16 protein-coding genes are annotated in these 19225 nt (G+C 54.2%); 9 read left to right on the top strand and 7 right to left on the bottom strand.

Annotation, left to right across the window (positions count from 1 at the left end; genetic code table 11):
• Positions 1-33 precede the first annotated feature (33 nt).
• The 3 genes from E4T21_RS09855 (at position 34) to E4T21_RS09845 (ending at position 5296) form a co-directional block, all read left to right on the top strand.
• Entirely contained in the window at positions 34-834 is an 801-nt protein-coding gene (locus tag E4T21_RS09855; protein WP_149284828.1) for an NAD-dependent epimerase/dehydratase family protein, read from the top strand.
• Positions 835-971: 137 nt separating this feature from the next.
• The gene (locus E4T21_RS09850) at positions 972-1730 is read left to right on the top strand and encodes a FadR/GntR family transcriptional regulator (RefSeq protein WP_149284827.1); all 759 of its coding nucleotides are present in this window, start codon (positions 972-974) and stop codon (positions 1728-1730) included.
• A gap of 593 nt (positions 1731-2323) precedes the next feature.
• Positions 2324-5296 carry an autotransporter outer membrane beta-barrel domain-containing protein gene (locus E4T21_RS09845; protein ID WP_205423489.1) on the top strand — a complete coding sequence of 991 codons (2973 nt, stop codon included), beginning with the start codon at positions 2324-2326 and terminating at the stop codon, positions 5294-5296.
• Positions 5297-5326: 30 nt separating this feature from the next.
• Here the strand turns inward: E4T21_RS09845 and E4T21_RS09840 are convergent, their stop codons facing one another.
• Positions 5327-6499: an MFS transporter gene (locus E4T21_RS09840; protein ID WP_149284826.1), complete on the bottom strand. Its 1173-nt coding sequence runs from the start codon at positions 6497-6499 to the stop codon at positions 5327-5329.
• 120 nt (positions 6500-6619) lie between these two features.
• On the opposite strand from E4T21_RS09840, the gene E4T21_RS09835 reads away from it, so the two are divergent.
• The gene (locus tag E4T21_RS09835) at positions 6620-7870 is read left to right on the top strand and encodes a DUF1835 domain-containing protein (RefSeq protein ID WP_187775144.1); all 1251 of its coding nucleotides are present in this window, start codon (positions 6620-6622) and stop codon (positions 7868-7870) included.
• A 16-nt stretch (positions 7871-7886) separates the two neighbouring features.
• On the opposite strand, the gene E4T21_RS09830 is transcribed toward E4T21_RS09835, so the two are convergent.
• Positions 7887-8357 (bottom strand): GNAT family N-acetyltransferase, encoded by a 471-nt coding sequence (locus E4T21_RS09830; protein ID WP_149284824.1) that lies wholly within the window; start codon positions 8355-8357, stop codon positions 7887-7889.
• A gap of 474 nt (positions 8358-8831) precedes the next feature.
• Here E4T21_RS09830 and E4T21_RS09825 point away from each other — a divergent pair, with 474 nt between their 5' ends.
• Together E4T21_RS09825 and E4T21_RS09820 are read left to right on the top strand one after the other, a co-directional pair.
• A complete protein-coding gene (locus tag E4T21_RS09825) occupies positions 8832-9758 on the top strand; it encodes a LysR family transcriptional regulator (protein WP_205423488.1) in 927 nt (308 codons plus the stop codon).
• A 391-nt stretch (positions 9759-10149) separates the two neighbouring features.
• On the top strand, positions 10150-11319 hold the full coding sequence (locus E4T21_RS09820) for a class II histone deacetylase (RefSeq protein ID WP_240349349.1): 1170 nt from the start codon (positions 10150-10152) through the stop codon (positions 11317-11319).
• 108 nt (positions 11320-11427) lie between these two features.
• Here E4T21_RS09820 and E4T21_RS09815 read toward each other — a convergent pair whose 3' ends face one another.
• Positions 11428-12882 (bottom strand): benzaldehyde dehydrogenase, encoded by a 1455-nt coding sequence (locus E4T21_RS09815; protein ID WP_149284822.1) that lies wholly within the window; start codon positions 12880-12882, stop codon positions 11428-11430.
• A gap of 114 nt (positions 12883-12996) precedes the next feature.
• Positions 12997-14409, bottom strand: coding sequence for an APC family permease (locus tag E4T21_RS09810; protein WP_149284821.1), 1413 nt, complete (start codon positions 14407-14409; stop codon positions 12997-12999).
• A 273-nt stretch (positions 14410-14682) separates the two neighbouring features.
• Between E4T21_RS09810 and E4T21_RS09805 the strand changes: the two genes are divergently transcribed.
• Positions 14683-16023 carry an aspartate aminotransferase family protein gene (locus tag E4T21_RS09805; RefSeq protein ID WP_205423487.1) on the top strand — a complete coding sequence of 447 codons (1341 nt, stop codon included), beginning with the start codon at positions 14683-14685 and terminating at the stop codon, positions 16021-16023.
• Positions 16024-16083: 60 nt separating this feature from the next.
• Here the strand turns inward: E4T21_RS09805 and E4T21_RS21545 are convergent, their stop codons facing one another.
• Entirely contained in the window at positions 16084-16212 is a 129-nt protein-coding gene (locus E4T21_RS21545; RefSeq protein WP_275898223.1) for a hypothetical protein, read from the bottom strand.
• Between the two features lie 137 nt (positions 16213-16349).
• On the opposite strand from E4T21_RS21545, the gene yefM reads away from it, so the two are divergent.
• Together yefM and E4T21_RS09795 are read left to right on the top strand one after the other, a co-directional pair.
• Positions 16350-16601, top strand: coding sequence for a YoeB-YefM toxin-antitoxin system antitoxin YefM (yefM, locus tag E4T21_RS09800; RefSeq protein ID WP_149284819.1), 252 nt, complete (start codon positions 16350-16352; stop codon positions 16599-16601).
• Positions 16598-16852 carry a Txe/YoeB family addiction module toxin gene (locus tag E4T21_RS09795; protein ID WP_149284818.1) on the top strand — a complete coding sequence of 85 codons (255 nt, stop codon included), beginning with the start codon at positions 16598-16600 and terminating at the stop codon, positions 16850-16852. Before yefM ends, E4T21_RS09795 begins: the two co-directional genes overlap by 4 nt.
• A gap of 236 nt (positions 16853-17088) precedes the next feature.
• Here the strand turns inward: E4T21_RS09795 and E4T21_RS09790 are convergent, their stop codons facing one another.
• Together E4T21_RS09790 and pdxR are read right to left on the bottom strand one after the other, a co-directional pair.
• Positions 17089-17625 (bottom strand): GNAT family N-acetyltransferase, encoded by a 537-nt coding sequence (locus E4T21_RS09790; RefSeq protein WP_149284817.1) that lies wholly within the window; start codon positions 17623-17625, stop codon positions 17089-17091.
• Positions 17626-17662: 37 nt separating this feature from the next.
• Positions 17663-19090: a MocR-like pyridoxine biosynthesis transcription factor PdxR gene (gene pdxR, locus E4T21_RS09785; RefSeq protein WP_149284816.1), complete on the bottom strand. Its 1428-nt coding sequence runs from the start codon at positions 19088-19090 to the stop codon at positions 17663-17665.
• Positions 19091-19225: the final 135 nt, after the last annotated feature.

Below are 19225 nucleotides of genomic sequence, written 5' to 3'. Positions count from 1 at the left end.
GAGTGAACCGATATCAGAAAGGAGAAATGTAATATGTTGAATCGACTGCTGGTCACCGGTGCGGCAGGTGGGGTAGGGAAAGCCATTCGCCCTTACCTGTCACGCCTGGCCAGGGAAATTCGCCTGTCGGACATCGAAGAAGTGGAACAGGGTAGCGATGGAGCAGAAATCATCACCTGTGACCTGGCCGATGCCGAGGCGGTGAACAAGCTGGTTCAGGGCTGCGATGGCATCATTCATCTTGGCGGTGTATCGGTCGAGCGCTCCTGGCACCAGATCCTGCCAGCCAATATTGCCGGCACTTATCATGTATACGAGGCCGCTCGTCGCATCGGCAAACCACGCATCGTCTTCGCCAGTTCCAATCACACCATTGGTTTCTATCCACGCAGCCAGCGCCTGGACAACAAGGTCCCGCGTCGTCCCGATTCGTTATATGGCCTGTCCAAGTGCTTTGGCGAAGACCTGGCCAGCCTCTATCACGATAAGTTTGGCCTGGAGACTCTCAGCGTGCGGATTGGCTCCTGTTTCGAGAAACCGGCAGATACGCGCATGATGGCGACCTGGCTGAGTGTCGCCGACTTCATGGCTTTGCTGGAGCGTGCCTTTATCACTCCGAAGCTTGGAAACACTGTCATTTACGGTGCTTCCAACAACAGTGAGCAATGGTGGGATAATCGCGAAGCCAGCTTTCTCGGCTGGGTACCCAAGGACAGTTCCGAGCCCTGGCGTGAAGAAACTGAAACAAAGGATGGGCGACTGGACCCGATGGATCCTGCCGTCATGTATCAAGGAGGGAAGTTTGTTGCGCAGGGACATCCAGATGAAACCTGACGGAATAACTGCAGGTAAATGGCATAAGTGAATGACATAGGGATCTATAACACCCGTCCTGATAGACTGGCGGAACGCAGAGGCCTTGAGTTGGCCTCTGCGCCCAGGGAACGATGTAGTGAAGAGGAAGCTTGCCCATGGTAGCCAAGCCCCAGCCGCGCACTGAAGCGGCCCCACTCAATGTGCAGAAACTGACCCGCGAGGGCAATCTGTCGATGCACGTGGCCGATCAATTGGAAGGCTTGATCACCAATGGCAGCATTGCCGTCGGTGACAAACTGCCGACAGAGAGCGGGCTGTGCGAGTCGTTTGGCGTCAGTCGAACGGTGATTCGCGAAGCCGTCGCGCATTTGAAATCCCTGGGCCTGGTGGAAGCCCGGCGCGGTATCGGTACCACCGTGATCCGTGCCATGCCGGCAGAGGCCATGCCCGCCAAGCGCATTCGCCCGACCACCGTGCAGGACATTCTTCATGTGCTGGAGTTGCGTCTGAACATGGAGCCTGCCGCCGCGGCACTGGCTGCTGAACGCCATGATGCGGAGGACCGGGCACTTATCGAAGCCAAGCATGTGGCTTTCATTGCTGCCCGCCGCGAGCAGACACTGGCACGCAATGAGGATTTCGAGTTCCACCACGCCATCGCCAAGGCCACGCACAATCCTTTCTTTGGCCTGTTTTTCGAACAGCTCAACTTGAGTGCCATTCCACGTTCAAAACTCGTCAGCAGTGAAGTCAATACCGCTACGGCCGATGTCTATCTTCAGCGGGTTGAAGCTGAGCACCAGGCCATCGTCGATGCCATCTTTGCGCGTGATGCAGAAGCAGCATACGACGCCATGCGCCGCCACCTGACCCGTGCACAGGAAACCTATCAACAATTCCGCGAGAAAAGCTGATTCTCCTGGCTCTCTGTATTACTGAAGAAAACAGAGTTCGCCATTCTCTCCTGCAGCACCTACCCGAAAGCATCTGCACAAGCTGGTCAAGTTGGCCGGCTTTGCATGCAGCCTATTGGCTTGAAACATGTTCAAGCTTCTATCTCAAGAACACCTCAAGAACGCCTCAAGAACGCTTCAAGAATGTCTCTAGAGCATCACAAGAGTGCGCTGACTGTTCTGATGGGAAAAGTTGACAATCAGGACAGACAATCAAGGCTGAAAATTGCTATCGGGCCGCATTCTTCTTATCTAAGTACTCTGCATTCGAAAACGTTCATTCGAGAGATTTAAAAGGCCATGTCATCCGCTTGAGCCAAACACTTCCCTTCCAGAAAATCCCTCACTCGCATCGAAGATCACGACCTTCCATACCAAGTCAATATCCCTCCCATGCTCTGTCGGCATGGAAAATAATCCTTATATATCATCAAGATCGACATCAAAATGTCATCAAGATCACCCCATCATATTGCGCCCATGAAGGCATGTGAGAGTGGACCTTCTTCAAGGTATGGACCGCCATCCTGGTGGCAGCAATAGCATCTGCCAACATGACGTACGCTCAGGATGCAACAACCATAAAAGCAACGGAGCTGATAAAAGGGTTCAGCCTGCTTTATAACAGTGAAGCGGGAAAGACGGTTCTCGAACAGAATATGGAGACGGCAATCGGCATCAACAACAATGCTGACCCAGCATTGAGAGAAAGGGGGATCAAGGACAATACGATTGCAGCCCTGGTGGGGTCGATCTCCAACGGCCTGCTTGTGTCCAATGCCCTGGGCTCGAAGATGGGTGGCATCTACGCCGCCAATAACAGCATTGATGCTGCCAGCTACTCGGCTTCGACGTTCTCTCCGCAAGTCGAGGCACTGTTCACTCAAGTGAATGCCCTGATCCTGGAAGAGTCCGCCTTCGCCAAGAATTTCTATGCCAATGGCAGTGTGCATGGTGACCCGGCAGAACAGGCAGAAGGTATTGCCTTACCCGAAGGTGGTCAATTCAATATTTACGATCTTGCGTATCAGCCTTCGGAAGCCGATAAAAATGACATCGGCAATTCACGGCCTCCACAAGTATGGCCAGACCAGATTCAAACGTTCACAGCCGAGGATTTCTTTGGTGTCGAGACGGATACAGCAGTCGACATCATTCCGACCCTCAAGGGCAATGCTGCATTTCCCAGCGGACATACTGCTTTCGGTTATTCCGCTACTTCTCTGTTTGCGCAGATGATTCCTGAGCGCTATCAGGAAATGCTGCTGCGTGGTGCAGAATACGGCAATAGTCGTGTTGTGGTTGGTGCCCACCATCCACTCGATGTGATCGGTGCCCGCATCATGACCACCTATACCTTGGCACAGATCCTCAACAACCATCCCGAGTACCTGAACAGAACACTCGCGCCACTGGGTACGCCAACCACCACGACCGATGATTTCCAACGCCTGCTGCTGAGTGCACAAGCCGACCTGCGTCAGTTGCTGGAACAGGGATGTGGTGAGTCCATCACGACATGCGCCGCAGCCGACAAGCCGAGCACGGAAGAGATGGCACGCCGCAAAGAAGCCTATCGCCACAGCCTGACTTATGGCTTCGATCCTGTTGGCCCCACCAACCTGGCCCCGGTCGTGCCGGAGGGAGCAGAAGTGCTGATAGCCACTCGCTTCCCGTATCTGACGGCCGAGCAGCGCCGCGAAGTGCTGGCCACCACCGAGATCGAATCCGGCCATGCCCTGGATGATGGCTCAGGCTGGGCCCGGCTCAACCTGTACGATGCTGCTGACGGTTACGGCGCCTTTCACGGTGATGTCCATGTCAGCATGGATGCCAGCCGTGGCGGATTCAACGCCTACGATAGCTGGAACAATGACATTGCAGGGGAGGGCCGCTTCGTCAAATCAGGCTCGGGAATCCTGGAATTCACTGGCAACAATAGCTTTACCGGTACCACCACGATTGCCGGTGGCGGGCTCATCATCAACGGTTACCATGGCGATTCTGCCGTTACGGTAGATAAGGGCGCCATGCTAGGGGGGTCCGGCACCGTAGGCACGCTGACCAGCAATTCAGGTGCCCTGATTGCGCCGGGGAATTCCATCGGCACCATGAGCGTCAATGGTGACGTCACTTTCAACCCCGACTCCATCTATGCCGTAGAAGTAGACAGCAAAGGTAACAGTGATCTCATTCAGGCATCTGGCTCGGCCGTACTCAACGGGGGACAGGTCAATGTCTCACTGGAAGATCGCGGCAATCTGCTGAGTGCAGAGGAAGTCCACAGTCTGCTTGGGCAGGAATATTCGATCCTGACAGCAGAGCAGGGTATCAGCGGGACCTTCGACAACGTGCAACCGAGCTACCTGTTTGTCGGCACCCAACTAGACTATGCCGATAACAGCGTGACATTGGATGTCACCCGTAATGCCACCGCCTTCACTGATGTGGCAGACAGCGACAATCAGCGTGAAGTCGCTGCCGCCATCGAAGCGCTGGGGGCAGGCAACGCTGTATATGAAAGCCTCCTGGAATCCGACTCCGCGATGCAGGCACGCAGCGCTTTCAGCCAATTATCCGGTCAGGTTCATGCCGATATCGCTTCCGCTCAATTGAACGACAGCCGTTACCTGCGCGATGCCATGAACGGTCGTATGCGCCAAGCGGAAGGCTTGACCAGCGCCACGGATATCCAGTCCACCAAGGGGGGCTCGTGGGGACAGATTCTGGGTGCCTGGGACCATGCATCCAGTGATGGTAATGCTACAGGCTATGATGCCTCCACCTATGGCTTCCTGCTGGGTTGGGATACTACGGTTGGCAGCGGTTGGGACCTTGGCATTGCCGGTGGCTATACCAGAACAGACCTTGACGGTGGTCATGATGCCAGTGCCGACAGCGATAACTACCATCTCGGCATCTATGCCGGAAAACGGTTCGGCGACATCTTCCTGCGCGGGGGCAGCGCATATACCTGGAACCGAATCGAGACCAGCCGTTCGATGCGTTATGGCGACCAATCCGCCAGTGCTAGCGACAAATACAGCGGGCGCACCGCACAGGTATTTGCCGAGGCGGCCTCCCGCTTTACTACCGGCAGCGTGAATCTCGAGCCTTTTGCCAACCTGGCCTATGTCAATTTCGACAGTAACGAGATTGACGAGAAGGGCGGTGCTACGGCACTACATGGCGATGAGCAGGTCATGGATACCACCATGTCAACGTTGGGCCTGCGTGCGGACACACAATGGAAAGTCAGTCCGACGGCATCCGTGGCACTACGCGGAGAGCTGGGCTGGCAGCATCAGCTTGATGACCTAGAGCGGGGCAAGGAACTAATGTTCACCGGCAGCAGCGAATCGTTCACGGTTGATACCGTTCCAGCCTCGCGAGACGGCGCGGTCATGAAACTTGGAACGGATGTCTCCATCCGCGATGACACGACATTATCCTTGTCCTATGGCGGCTTATGGTCCGAGGATTACCAGGACAACAGTGTCAATGCCAGCGTCAAATGGCGCTTCTGAAGCTCCGGTGTCTTATCACCCCGAAGAAATTCAATCGAGCTTGAGATAGCGAGAGCGTGGCAACCGTGCTCCCATCACGGTTGCTGCTACCAGTAAAAGAGCCAGCATGACCAATGCCATCACCAGGCTGGTCATGTTGGCCACGTGACCAATGGCAGCAGGGCCTGCGAGCAGGCCGGCGTAGCCCAGGGTCACCACAGCTGGCAGAGCGACACGTTCGGGCATCAATGTCTGGCGGCCTGCCAACGAGAACATGATCGGCACCAGGTTGGAGCACCCCAGCCCTACCAGCATGGCGCCCAGTCCGGCCACCAGCCAGTGCGGCACCAGGCTGATCAGCAGCATCCCGAAGGCTGCCAGCGCAGTGCCCAGCGTGACCAGTGGCACATGGCCAAAGCGTCCAATCAGTTGATCGCCGCTCAAGCGTCCCACGGTCATGCTGACGGAGAACAACGCGTAGCCGAGCCCCGCCCATGCAGTACTGACATCTCGATATTCATGCAACAGCACCCCAATCCAGTCGAGCATGGCACCCTCGACCAGAAAGCTGATGGCACAGATGGCTCCGAGTAACAGAACGATGCCTCGGGGAAGGGCGAATGTTGGCGCACTACGGTCCGCAGAGACTTCATTCAACAGGCCGCCCCAGGCCATGGCCAGGCCCAGCAGCGCAGCCATCACGACCATGCCTGTCGCCCATGTCGGGGGCAGGCCAAGGGTAAGAAGCCCCATCATGGCACTGACGCCGACAATGGAACCAAGGCTGAACAGGCCGTGAAAGCCAGACATCAGGCTGCGCCCGCTGGTGCGTTCCACGGCCACCGCCTGCAGGTTCATGGCCACATCGAGCATGCCGATGCTGGCCCCGAACAGCAGCAGAGTGAAGAAGGCCGCAAGAAAACTGCTCACTCCCGCCAACAATGGCAAACAGCTCAGGCACACCAGGGCACTCATCACGATGACCCGACGAGCCCCCATACGCACGACCAGGGCACTAGTCACCGGCATGGCTACCAGCGATCCCAGCCCCAGGCACAGCAGCAACAAGCCCAGGCCGCCGTCATCTATCGCCAGGCTGTTCTTGAGATAAGGCACCAGAGGCGCCCAGGCCGCTATCGCAATACCGGCAATCAGGAAGGTGATACGCGTCGCACGCTCACGCCTTTGCTGGACGCCATCCAACTCACATTGCAGTGTCGTCATTTTTCTCGACTTCCCTGACCAGGGCCAAAGACCTTGGGACCCCGGCTTTATGGCAATGAAAACGCCCCATTACATATAATTCTCTGTCTGATGACCAGTCCTGCCCATGGAAGGAATCTCATGACAACGCGTTCCCAGAATGATCCCTTGCATCACGGGCGCTTCAATCTCGCACAACAATACACACGTGCTGAAGCACTGCTTGAGGCGTGGCAGGCCGATGAACCAGACGCCCTGGATCGCGCCTTGGCCTATATTCCTGAACGCCAAACACCACTGAGACTTGCTGAGGCTAAATGGGTTGTCGCCCAGGAATCAGGTTTCCCTGACTGGGCCCGACTCGAGGCTCATGTTGAAGCCTTGGACATGGCACGAAAGCTGGTGGCAGAGCAGGGTGATCGGGACAGGTCCACGCTACATATTCGCTGTGGTTCGGACATCAAGGACAGCCTCGAGACCGCTGGCTTTCAGGGTGATTTCCTCGAATTTTCCGACCCTTTCTGCATGGGGCCATTGCAAGATGTGGCACCTGATGAGCTGATGCAGCTACGGGCCAGCTATCTGTCGGCCATATCCAAAAAGGCGGGCATGAAAGTGGCAGATATTAAGGAGCGTTTGCGCCAAAGCTATGCCGGCCTGGAGACACTGGACAACTACGAGCGTGTCGTACTGTGGTTCGAACACGATAGCTACGACCAACTACTGTTGGCATACCTGCTGCATCGCCTGTATTTGCGGCCAGTCCCAGCCATTATTGAACTGATCGCCGTGGAGTCGATTCCAGGGGTCAAGCGCTTCGTGGGCATTGGCCAACTCGCACCCGATGTACTGGCCTGGCTGTGGCTGCAGCGGCGTCCGGTTACCACTTCCTTGATGCAGCTGGGCAGCCAGGCCTGGACAGCATTGACCTCCGACAACCCTCAAGCTTTGAAGGCTTTGGTGAACAGCAGTACGCCAGCCTTGCCAATGATGGCAAAGGCCCTGGCACGTCATCTGCAGGAACTACCCGAAAAAGATTCAGGGCTTGGTTTGACCGAGCGCCTGATCCTGGAAATCGTGCGCGATCATGGTCCTCTGCCTGTAGGCAAGACATTCGCCTATTTGATGGCTGAACGCGAGCCTCTGCCGTACCTTGGCGACTTGATGTTCTGGTGGCTACTGCAGCCATTGATAACGGCTCCTCAGACAGTCCTGGAAATCAGTGACACTCAACTGGACTGGCCACATCGCCAACTCGTGCTGACAGCGCTAGGTCAAAGCGTTGTGGAAGGCAACGCGTGTTGGCTGAATCATGTTGCCAGCGAACGCTGGGTGGGGGGTATTCGCATTGCTCCTGGCCAGTCGGCGTATACAGCAATTGATGTCAACTGATCCGAGGGTTCCCGACTCAAGGCAGGCGACGAGACATCTTCACCATATGAGGTGTCTGCTGATCGACACTGAAACCAAAGCGCTGGTAGAGGCGCATGGCCGGATTTGTCTTGTACACCTGCAGGGAAATACTGCCGACGCCTCGCTTCCTACAGATGTCGAGAATGCGTTCCATCAACTGCGTACCAATGCCTTGGCCGTGAAAATGGGGAAGCAACTGTAGATCCCACAGTGCGGCGCTGCTATTTCCCAGGTGCAGGCGTAGCAGACCGGCAATATGACGACGCCCGGTATCCTTGATCACCACCAGAGTATTTAACGTCCGCTCCCAATAGTGCTCGAAGCGCTCATCATCCCAGTTCAGGCCAGCCTCCTGGTGATAGGAAGCCATGTTCTTGCGAGTCAGGTCACGTGCGAAGGGCAGGTCGGCATCACTGGCTCGGATGAGCTGGATACAGTGCTCTGTCGATGTCTTCGGTAGTGTCATTGCTGAATACCATTGAACGTCATGATGTCACGAGGGTAGCGGCTGACTTGAATGAAATCCATCAGATACCGGGCTCGAAGGCGGAGAAAATACCACAGGTCCGCTCTCTTGCAGAGTGGACCCGTGCTTACTGTGGCTACACTTACTGTGAGATAGCTTCGGACAACGCTGGGTAATCGGTTTTGCTTCCGAGTTCGACCCTCAGCCTTTCCACCTTGACCATGCTGCAACGAATGCCTCGATACAGGCCCCAGGGTTGGGTAAAGTTCAGTGTATTATTGGCGGCGATTCGCCTCTCATCATAGGCTTCGTGCCTCACCGGCTTTCCCGGAGATTCGTTGGAGAGCCTTTCAGACTCCCGGCCTCATTTCTTGTGTCGCAGGAGTGCCACTGTTTTGCATGGCCGGTGCCGTGGTATGTTCAGTCGAATAACAAATTCCCCTTGAGCTTCAACGCCTGAAATAGGCGTCCTGGGTGGCTATCCATATGGACACAAAACAACTTTCACTCATGTTTCGCCTTGCCGAGACCCTTCATTTTGGAAAAGCTGCGGAGATTGAAAATATTGCTCAATCAGGACTGAGTGCCCAGATCGCCAAGCTTGAGAATGAACTGGGCTTCAAGGTCTTCGAGCGGACCAATCGCCGGGTTTCCCTTTCCGATGCAGGTGAGAGGTTCATTGAACAGGCACACCTGATGATGGTGAGTCTGGAAGGTACTATCGCAGAGTGCCGCGCCATTGCCGAGCAGAGCCGTCACACCTTTACTGTCGGCTTTTTTGGTGATGGTGCAGGAGAATTGACGCATACCATCTTCTCCCGCTTTCGCCAGGCCAACCCCGATATCCGGCTGATCGTGACGGAGTTGACCATGACCAATCAAGTTCAGAGTCTTGTTTCAGGCAGTGTGGATGCCACCTTCATGAGGCTGCCGGTCGATGACTCACGGTTAGAATATGAGGTTATGTTTGATGAACCGCGAGTTGCTGCCGTTCCCACTGCTCACCCACTGGCAAGTGCCAGCCACTTGAATATAGAGCAACTATTGGATAAGCCCTTTGCCGTTGCCGGGGAGGGAGCTCCATCTGATTGGGCGTCGTATTGGTCATTAAGGTCCGATTCTGTCGACCCTTGTCATGTCGGGGCTTTTGTCAAATCGATCCCGGAAAGCCTGGCAGCCATTGCTTACCAAGGAGCTTTCGACACCTATCCGCTATCAGCGGCACGCATGTTTCAGCACCCCGGAGTACGCTATATCCCACTTCAGGATGCCACAAGAAGCGAGCTGGCGTTGGTAACGGTCAAGGGTAACCGAAGTCCTGCTGTTCTCGCGCTCAAGGAATGCGTGAGGAAATCGCTTCAAGAAGATATCTCTTGTCTCTTCGGAGCTCACCGGCGTTAAGCTTCGTTGTTTTATTCTTTTTCCGACGCCATCCCGTTGAACTTTTTATAAAGTCACTGTGGTCTTTAGCCACGTGGGTAACGTGTTAATGGTCGTATGGATTCGGTCGATTGAGGGGTGTTCACTGTCGATGCCATGATCACCGATTTCGATTGAATAATCTGAACTGGTTGTTGCGCCACTTTTGGGTGTTTGCCAATCTCTCAGGAGACGCTGGTCAAGCACTACAGGGATTCGGAAAATGTGTCGCTTGATTATTTTCTGCAATTCCTCTTTTTCTATCTCTTCCGTATGGCCGAGCCTGCTCAGCTTTAAAAGCAGGTTGATTTTTTACTTATATTATCCTTGGTGAAATAAATTAGCTTTCTGTTTTTTCCGCTAACCAGGTTGAATGAATTTAAAACATCCTGGTGATATTGATATTTCAAAAATAAAGGGGTCTGAAATGCGAAAAAGCGTACTTTTCTATGATGAAAGGACAATGTGGCATAATCCTGGACAAACTGCGCTAATTTTTCCAGTGGGGCAATGGGTGCAGCCCATGCCTAGCTCTCCTAACGTCGAGTCTCCCGAATCTAAGCGACGCATAAAAAACTTAATGGATGTTTCGGGGTTAATCGGTAAAGTTGAGGTGCGTAGCGCTCCATCCGCTTCTAGAGAAGAGGCACTAGCAGTTCATCCTGCCCATTACTTGGATTGCTTGAAAACACTGAGCGATAATGGGGGAGGGTTCATGTCTGAAACATCTCCTGTTGGTCCTCGGTCCTATGAAATAGCATTATTATCCGCCGGATTGGCGAAAGCTGCCGTTGAGGCGGTATACAAGCGAGAGGTAGATAATGCCTACTCTCTTTCGCGCCCCCCTGGCCATCACTGTCTCCCAGATGAGGCAATGGGGGCATGCTGTCTGGCCAATATCCCAATCGCAATCGAGTCTGCCAAGAAACATCTGGGGGTTGGAAAGGTCGCGGTGGTGGATTGGGATGTCCATCATGGCAATGGAACTCAGGCCATCTATTACGGACGGCCGGATGTCCTGACTATTTCCATTCATCAGGACGGTTGTTTCCCTCCCGGGTATAGCGGGCTGGAAGATACAGGGGAGGGTGATGCGGTAGGAACTAACATTAATATTCCCTTGATGCCAGGAAGTGGCGGGGCTGCTTACCTGGAGGCCTTGGAAAAGGTTGTTGTACCTGCATTGGAGCGCTTCGAGCCCGAGTTGATCATTATTGCCAATGGTGTCGATGCGAATGGCGTCGATCCACTGGCGAGGATGATGTTGCATAGCGACGATTACCGGTCCATGACTCGCATTATGCGAGAAACGGCGGAACGTATCTGTGGGGGGCGGCTTGCTGTTGTCCATGAAGGTGGCTATGCGGAAGCCTATACTCCCTATTGTGGACTTGCCATCATGGAGGAGCTTTGTGGCTGGCGTACCGATGTCACAGATCCAGGGCTGAACTTCATCAAGGCACAACAATCTCCCGAAAGACATCTGGAGTTGCAGAAGGATGTCATAGCAAACGTCGCCAAGACTCACGGATTGGCTCAGTAAAGCCATCAAATAAAGGGTGTTGTTCACCTCTCCTGTGACATCAGCGGCGGGCAATGAGCCCGCCGCTTGTCTACCTGGCTATCCAACATAGATGCTGGGAAGGGCGCTTCAAATAGGATAAGCCTGAGCTTCCGGCTTGATGGTAAGCCATTGCCATTGGGTGAACTCTTCCCAGTTGGCCGGCCCACCGATACTCGTGCCATTACCCGATTGCCCAGTGCCGCCGAAGGGGTTGCAGACTTCGTCGTTCACGGTCTGATCGTTGATGTGGAGCAGTCCGACGTCGAGTTGCTCGCTCAACCGAAGTGCGCGACCGACATCCCGGGTAATGATACCGGCTGACAGGCCATAGTCAGTATCGTTCGCTAGTCGCACGGCCATTTCATCATCATCGAATGGCACGATGACCGCTACCGGGCCGAAGATCTCTTCCAGGTAGGCAGGGTTGTCCGGTGTTACATTGCTGAGTACGGTGGGCTCGAAGAACAGGCCCTCATGGCTGCCCCCGGTTTCTAACGTCGCCCCGGCATCGACAGCAGACCGGACTAACGCGTGAATATGATCACGTTGTTGCTCATTGATGATGGGGCCGAGAGCTACTTCATTCCGGAGCGGGTCGCCTACCTTGAGGCATTTGGCCTTGGCGGCCATGCGCTTGACGAACTCGTCATGGATCTTGCGATGAACGAGGATTCGCCCCGTTGCCATGCAGATCTGGCCCTGGTGGAGGAAGCTGCCCCAGGTTGCGTTGGCGATGGCGGTATCGAGGTCGGCATCGTCGAGTATTATCAGAGAATTCTTGCCACCGAGTTCGAGAGATACCTTTTTCAAATGGCGCCCCGCGGCTTCTCCAACCTTGCGGCCGGCGTTGGTGGAGCCGGTAAACTGAATCATCGCCACATTGGGGTCGGCAACCAGGGCTGCACCGGTCTCACCTCCGCCCGGCAGGACATGAAGAGTGCCCTGGGGAACACCGGCCAGCTCGAGCAATCTTCCGATGACCAGTCCCCCGCAAATGGCCGTGCGAGGGTCCGGCTTGAGCACGACGCCATTACCGACGGCCAGGGCCGGTGCGACTGCACGCATGGCCAGATAGAGCGGAAAATTAAATGGAGAGATGACCCCGACCACGCCCAACGGACGCCGACGAGCCAGGCTCAGATGGCCTGATTCGGAAGGCAGGACATCACCTTGGGTCTGGCCCGGTAGACCGGCGCTCTCTCTCAGGGCCTTGATGGAAACCTCGACTTCGAAGGCCGCCTTGAGCTTAGTGGAGCCGGACTCCCTGATCAGCCATTCGCAAATTTCCTCCCGATGTTCCTCCATTAACATGGCCGCCTTGTACATGATCGCCGAACGCGTCTCTCCGGGCTGAGCCGCCCAATTACGTTGAGCGTTGCGCGCTGTTGCGGCAGATGAGGCCATCCCGGCGGCATCCGCCATGGCAAACTGCCCCAATACCTCCCCAGTGGCCGGCTCAATTGCAGGAGAAATCTCCGTACCCGCAACCCATTGGCCGTTGAAGTATTTACCGTTCAAGATGTCATCAGAAAGCATTTTCATACACTACTCACTCTTGTCATTTTGGCCTGTCATTTACCACTAGAAAGCTAAAGCTTCGCTCGGCGTAGGGCAGGGCGGTCGAAACGAAGCGTCGAGCAGGTTGTTGTAGTTGTATCAGCTGGTTGGGGAGCCGATCGCACCATGTTGGGCGACGACCCGCCGGCTGTTGAGTGCCCCGAGCAGAGCAACTGCGGGAATACACCAGGGAAGCAGAGTGACGATGCCACGCTCTACGCCGCTGAGTTCGGAAAAATTTGCGTAGGCCAGGATAGAGATGAGCAACAAACCGACGGCACCGATGCTGGGAAGAATCTGATGCTTCCACCATTTTCTTTCCTCAATCCTCCAGAAGAAGGCGACCACGGCAAAGCCACCCAGCGTCTGTAGCGTCAGGACGGATAGGGTGCCGAGCGCGACCATCCAGAGGTACAGATTGTCGACGGGGTCGGCATTCCCGAGCATGAATGCCAGGAGAATGAGAGCCGTGGAGCAAGAAAGCACGACACTGGCAATGTACGGGCTCGATTGATGCGGATGAACGAAGCTCAAGGCGACAGGAAGAAAGCGTTCGCGAGCGAGCGAGAAAAGGTAACGGCAAAGAGCATTATGAAATGACAGCAGCACAGCAAAGATACTGGTGACAGCGAGAATTTTCATCGTAAAGGTCGACCAGGCACCGACATACTCCGTATTCACGGCGAAAATAAAGTTAACGTAGTTATCGGAAGCAGCAGCTTGGACATCACCAGTCTGATAGGCCAGACCGATACACCAGGTCGTCAGTGTATAGAATCCGCCTATCATGAGAATGGCAATGTAGGTGGCTCGTGGGACGGTCCGCTTCGGATTCTTGGCCTCTTCTCCATATAGCGTCGTCGACTCGAAACCTACGAAGCAGGCAAAGGCAAACATGAGTGCCACCCCCATTCCCGGCGAGACGATCTGAGACGGCATGAAGCCTTGTAGAAAGCCTTTCTCGAATTCGGACTGCATCAACACAGCGATATCGAATAACAGGAGGATCAGAACTTCCAGGACCATGAGTACGCCGAGTACACGTGCAGAAAGGTCGATATTGAGATAGCCGAACAAAGCGACCAGGGCAGCGATAGCGAAAGCGAGGATGCGCCAATCTATCTCAACACTGAAAATTGAGGCGACGAGATCGGCTCCAAATGCGGCAAACTGGCCATAAACACCGGAGAGTAAGCACACATAGGCTAGCAGAGCAACGCCAGCAGCCATGTGCCCCGCCTTCTTGCCAAGTCCACGACTCACGAGATCGGCAACCCCCCCCGCGCTTACGACGTAGCGGCTCATGGCTGCAAAGCCGATGGCGAAAAGCAGCAAGACGATCGAGGCAATGAGATAGAGCCCTGGGGCACCAGCGCCACCGATGGCAAACACGACAGGAGCTGCCCCCAAGGTTGCCCCCAGAGGGGCAGCAGCGGCAACGACGAAGAAGACGATATCAGCAACCCCCAGTGAAGCGGGCTTGAGCTGATGCGCGGACGATTCGCAAGGCATGGGGGGGCTTTCCTCCGACTGCATTCATTGGATTTTTTATTGTTGGCAGCATCACCAGAAAGGCTGAAGGAAACAATACTGAATTAATGATCATTTGATCGCGACGAATGATCATGGCCGGAAGTAGATCAATATTCCGGCAGCTTCACTGCTCGATCACTAAAATAGATTGATTTATATAGATTTCGCTATTGATCGAAAAATGGCTAAACCTAGAATCAATAGGCCACTTTCATAATGGCGTTTGAAAAACAATTATCGGAGTCGAAAGTAATGCTGACCTACGAACAGGCGCTTAATAATTTTTCGGAAAAATTTCATGCTTCCAAGGCGAAAACCTTGACAGGGCGTGATCTAATACCAGGTGGATTCAGCCGGCGAACTTTCAACTATGGACCACACGCTGTTTTTGTCGAGAGAGGGGATGGACAGTATGTTAAAACCATCGAAGGGCACCGTCTTCTGGACTTGAATAACAACTTTTCAACTAATATTGTTGGCCATAATCATCCCGATATCGTTAACGCCATTACTGACATGATGGATAAGGGGTTTTCCTTTGGGAATCCGACGGATCACGAACTGGAGCTGGCCAACCTGCTGAGTGATCGAATCGAATCGGTCGAGCAGGTTAAGTTCTTCTGTTCCGCCAGTGAAGCGTGCCTGGGGGCTATTCGTATCGCGAGAGCCTACACCGGCAAGACGAAAATCGCCAAGTTTGAGGGCGGTTATCACGGTTTTGCTGACGATCTTGCGGTTTCCGCACATCCAAACCCAAGCAATTTCCCCGGACCAGATAAAAAACCGCGCTCGCTACCGGATTCCGACGGCATCCCTTCATACAAGGTGGACAACATCGTCACCCTGGTACAGAACGATTTCGAAGCCTGTGAAAAGATTCTGCGTAGCCATTCCCAGGATACCGCCTGCGTCATCATGGAGCTTCAGTCTGGTGCCGGCGGCGTTGTGAGTCTCGACAAGACATTTGTTGCCAAAATCCGAGAATTGACCCACGAGCTGGGCATGGTGCTGATCGTCGACGAGACCATGTCTCTGCGTGCATCGACTGGCGGCTTACAGAAACTTTACGAGGTCAAGCCCGATCTGACCGTCATGGGCAAGATGATCGGTGGCGGCCTGCCGATTGGTGCTATCGGCGGATCGAGGGAGGTCTTCAGCGTTGTCGAAGCCAATCAGGTCATGGTATCCGGAACGCATCACGGTCATCCGATGGCTTGCGCGGCTGGGATTGCCTGTCTCAACGTCATGGACGAAGCTGCATTCGACAAGATCAATGGCATGGCCGAGCGTATCAAGACCGAGCTTAACTCATGGGCGGAAGCAAATAACATTCCCTTTATCGTTTATGGCTCGTTCTCGATTCTCGGCTATGCCTTGACACGAGAAGCCGGCCAGAATATCACCACGCATCGCGACTACTGGCATAAGATAGATGAGAAAAAGATGTCCATCTATGCGTTGGAAATGGCGACCCGAGGTTACTATCCGGTCCACCGCGGTCAGATCGGATTGATGCTGCCCATGACCAGCGAAGATATCACTGGCTATATCGAAACAACGAAGGATATCGTCAGCGCCATCTATCATTGCTAACGCTCCTTGTTGCCTCTTATAACGTTCTTGCGGTTGTCGTAGTGGTTCGACAGCCGCTTTTTATTTTTCGATGATGTTAGCCAAAACCATCTGACCACAGGCTTCCGGATCGGATAGCCCCGAAATCACATCATCGCCGATCTGGTCAGGTGCATTGGCGTAGCGCCGGGCCGCACAGAAGTAGGCCATAGAGACCTGACTCTACTCCTGAGCCCCGTTAAAAATGAGGGATTACCCTTGTTCGATAGTTGTTGTAGACCACCAAGGATTGACTCAGCAAAGGCATTGTACAAAAATACGTACAAATTCTTAAGGAGTGCTTCTAGATGAGAACCATAACTTATTCAAAAGCAAGACAAAATTTTTCTGCTGTGCTCGATGAGACAGTTAACGACCATGCACCGACGCTTATCACACGTCAGAATGGTGAGCCGTGTGTACTCATATCTCTCGAAGAATACGATGCTCTTGAAGAGACGGCGTATCTGCTCAGGTCACCTAACAATGCGGAGCGTCTTCAGCAGTCCTTGAAGCAGCTGAGAGAGGGAAAAGGTAGAGAGAGGGAGCTGATCGAGTGAAGATCGTATTCTCTGATCAGTCCTGGGAAGACTATCTATACTGGCAAGGCACAAACAAGAAGGTTCTTAAGCGAGTCAACGAGTTAGTGAAAGCGATCAAGCGAGACCCTTTCGAGGGTATCGGGAAGCCGGAACCATTAAAACACCACTTGACGGGAACGTGGTCCAGGCGAATCGATAACGAGCACAGACTTGTCTATGAAGTCGAAGGTGAGTCCCTATACATCGTGTCTTGTCGGTACCATTACTAATATTGCATGAAAAAGTATCTAAACTCAGGGTGGTAACCACTGGAATCCCATCATGGATGGTACAAGACATAGCCTTGCTATGGGCACCACAAACAACCTGCGGAATGTCTAGAGCGAAGTCCAGGCCAACTGGACGAGCCTAGTAATGCAAGGCGGAGACCGGGTATGTTCTTCAGACGTTATTTAACATAATATACATTATGCGAACTAGCATGATATTCAAGAGATAGAACGATTTACTCTAATGCCTGACGAGTTTCCAGCCATCGATCACGAGATATTCGATATGCTCGCACGTTGCGATTCTCGAACCTGGTCTCCACGAAATCCCGAAAGCCGGTTTTCTCCGCAACTCTAACTGAAGCAGCATTTTCTGGCTCAATCAGTGCGATGACAGTTGGTACTTGCCGTTGCGTAAATACGTATTCCAACACGGCCAGATTCGCCTCTGTCGCGAATCCTCGATTCCAGCGATGTCTTGCAAAGCGATAACCTAGGCCGGCTTCCTCTTGGCCATTGACGGTTTCAGGATAAATACCACTGAATCCCATCAGCTCACCTGACACCTTGTCTTCTACCGCCCATGGACTATAACCATGCGCGGCCTGGCAATTGTGACACCACGCCATGAATTGTCGTGTGGCGTTTTCGTCGTAGACCCCGTGCAACGAATACTTCATTACCTCAGGATCGCCAATAATTCTGGCCAAAGGCGCAACATCATCACTGGAGAACAAACGTATTCTCAGGCGTGGTGTTTCAATGCGAAACATATATCTTCCTCGATCTGGCAGCAGGCAGCCGGCCTGTTCACCATCTGAGCTGCTCAGCCAGGTGCCGATACCCTTCTTCCAGGACCTGGCTCGAGAGATTGGTCACGCCCAGGAGCAATCCCTTGCGAGCATTACCTTGAGTCGAAGAGCCTCGAGTTGCCAAGCTGCGATTCGCAAACCAGGGAGACAGCGGTGCCGGAGCCAGCCCAATCCTGTGCGCCATATCCGCGATGTGCACATCGTCAACGTCATCAGGCAGCTCGACCAGTAGCGACAAACCGGCCATTTTTCTCACGCAAGGCGCTCCTTCCATCAGCTCAAGCAATGCATTTCGCCGTTGGGTATACAGTCGCTTCATGCGCCGAATGTGGCGAAGGTAATGGCCGTCTCGCAAGAATTCTGCCACGGCTAATTGGCTGGGCAGCGCAGACGCTGGCGACAATGCTGCTGCAGTATCCCCGGCACGGCTTGCCAACATGGGCGGCACCACCATGAAGCCGAGTCGCAACCTTGGGCTGATGGTTTTGCTGAAAGTGCCGATATGAATCACTCTGCCATCATGATCCAGCGACGCCAGTGCCGGCGATGCCCGGCCGTTTAGTTGCAACTCGCTCAGGTAATCATCTTCGATCACCCAGCCCGCGTTTTCCCGGGCCCAGATCAGCAGTGCCTGGCGGCGAGCCAGCGACAGCTGCATTCCCAATGGCGCTTGTTGACTGGGCGTCACAATCGCCAACTGAGCGTCTGGCGCTAGCCCCACTCCCTGATCAACACAGATCCCCTGCTCATCCACTGGAATTGGAACAGAGGTAAATCCTGCCAATGCCAAGGCATGGCGAGCCAGTGGATAACAGGGATCCTCAACCCAGACACGTTGCGAATCCAGGCGCAGCAGGTGCAGTGCCAAACCCAGTGCACCAGCATAGCCATTGGTGATGATGACTTGATCAGGAGAACATTGCAGTCCACGGGACACGGCCAGGTAGGCAGCAATTTCCTTGCGCAATGCCAGCTCTCCGCGCGGGTCGGGATAACGCAATGTTTCCGCCACTGCCTGGCGCGAGCAGCGCAGCATGATTCGAGACCAGAGCTTGTGGGGAAAAGCGTCTTGCGCGGGCACGCCCACTTGAAAGGGTTTAGGGGCGCTTTCCAGGTCCTGATAGAGATCGGGTAACGGCAGCCGCGAGGCTTGGTCGGTCATCTCTGGTAGCGCTGGCAGCACCGAGGCCACGAAAGTACCGGCGGCTCCCTTCGAGATGACCAACTGATCATCACTCAGCCTGTCATAGGCTGTTTTAACGGTACCCCGTGAAACGCCCAGCTGTACGGCGAGATCACGCCAGGAAGGCAGCCGCGCGCCCTCGTATAAATGCCCCTGCCGAATGGCGTCAGAGATATTCGAGCGTATCTGCTCAGCCAAGGAGCGCTTGCCGTGGCGATCAAGTGAAAAGTGAAGCTTGCTCATCGGCCCATGGTACATAAAAAACTATCAATCTTGGTACTTTTTATTGGATCATGATCAGCTTCAGAATGACTACCTAGCGCCCTATTAATACGGCTACTTATACGGCTACTTTATTGGCCTGTTGTATATGGCCCG

The organism is Halomonas binhaiensis, assembly GCF_008329985.2.
In the GTDB taxonomy this organism is placed as follows: Bacteria; Pseudomonadota; Gammaproteobacteria; order Pseudomonadales; family Halomonadaceae; genus Halomonas; species Halomonas binhaiensis.
Note: the sequence above shows the minus strand (reverse complement) of the source record. Positions and strands in the feature narration are given on the sequence as shown.

What these genes read in the sequence shown, in the direction of transcription:
- E4T21_RS09790 (WP_149284817.1), bottom strand. Translation starts at nt 17,625, where the DNA reads ATGTTTCGCATTGAAACACCACGCCTGAGAATACGTTTGTTCTCCAGT.
- E4T21_RS09855 (WP_149284828.1), top strand. Translation starts at nt 34, where the DNA reads ATGTTGAATCGACTGCTGGTCACCGGTGCGGCAGGTGGGGTAGGGAAA.
- E4T21_RS21545 (WP_275898223.1), bottom strand. Translation starts at nt 16,212, where the DNA reads ATGGCCTACTTCTGTGCGGCCCGGCGCTACGCCAATGCACCTGACCAG.
- E4T21_RS09840 (WP_149284826.1), bottom strand. Translation starts at nt 6,499, where the DNA reads ATGACGACACTGCAATGTGAGTTGGATGGCGTCCAGCAAAGGCGTGAG.
- yefM (WP_149284819.1), top strand. Translation starts at nt 16,350, where the DNA reads ATGAGAACCATAACTTATTCAAAAGCAAGACAAAATTTTTCTGCTGTG.
- E4T21_RS09820 (WP_240349349.1), top strand. Translation starts at nt 10,150, where the DNA reads ATGAATTTAAAACATCCTGGTGATATTGATATTTCAAAAATAAAGGGG.
- E4T21_RS09850 (WP_149284827.1), top strand. Translation starts at nt 972, where the DNA reads ATGGTAGCCAAGCCCCAGCCGCGCACTGAAGCGGCCCCACTCAATGTG.
- E4T21_RS09805 (WP_205423487.1), top strand. Translation starts at nt 14,683, where the DNA reads ATGCTGACCTACGAACAGGCGCTTAATAATTTTTCGGAAAAATTTCAT.
- E4T21_RS09830 (WP_149284824.1), bottom strand. Translation starts at nt 8,357, where the DNA reads ATGACACTACCGAAGACATCGACAGAGCACTGTATCCAGCTCATCCGA.
- E4T21_RS09845 (WP_205423489.1), top strand. Translation starts at nt 2,324, where the DNA reads ATGACGTACGCTCAGGATGCAACAACCATAAAAGCAACGGAGCTGATA.
- E4T21_RS09835 (WP_187775144.1), top strand. Translation starts at nt 6,620, where the DNA reads ATGACAACGCGTTCCCAGAATGATCCCTTGCATCACGGGCGCTTCAAT.
- E4T21_RS09815 (WP_149284822.1), bottom strand. Translation starts at nt 12,882, where the DNA reads ATGAAAATGCTTTCTGATGACATCTTGAACGGTAAATACTTCAACGGC.
- pdxR (WP_149284816.1), bottom strand. Translation starts at nt 19,090, where the DNA reads ATGAGCAAGCTTCACTTTTCACTTGATCGCCACGGCAAGCGCTCCTTG.
- E4T21_RS09810 (WP_149284821.1), bottom strand. Translation starts at nt 14,409, where the DNA reads ATGCCTTGCGAATCGTCCGCGCATCAGCTCAAGCCCGCTTCACTGGGG.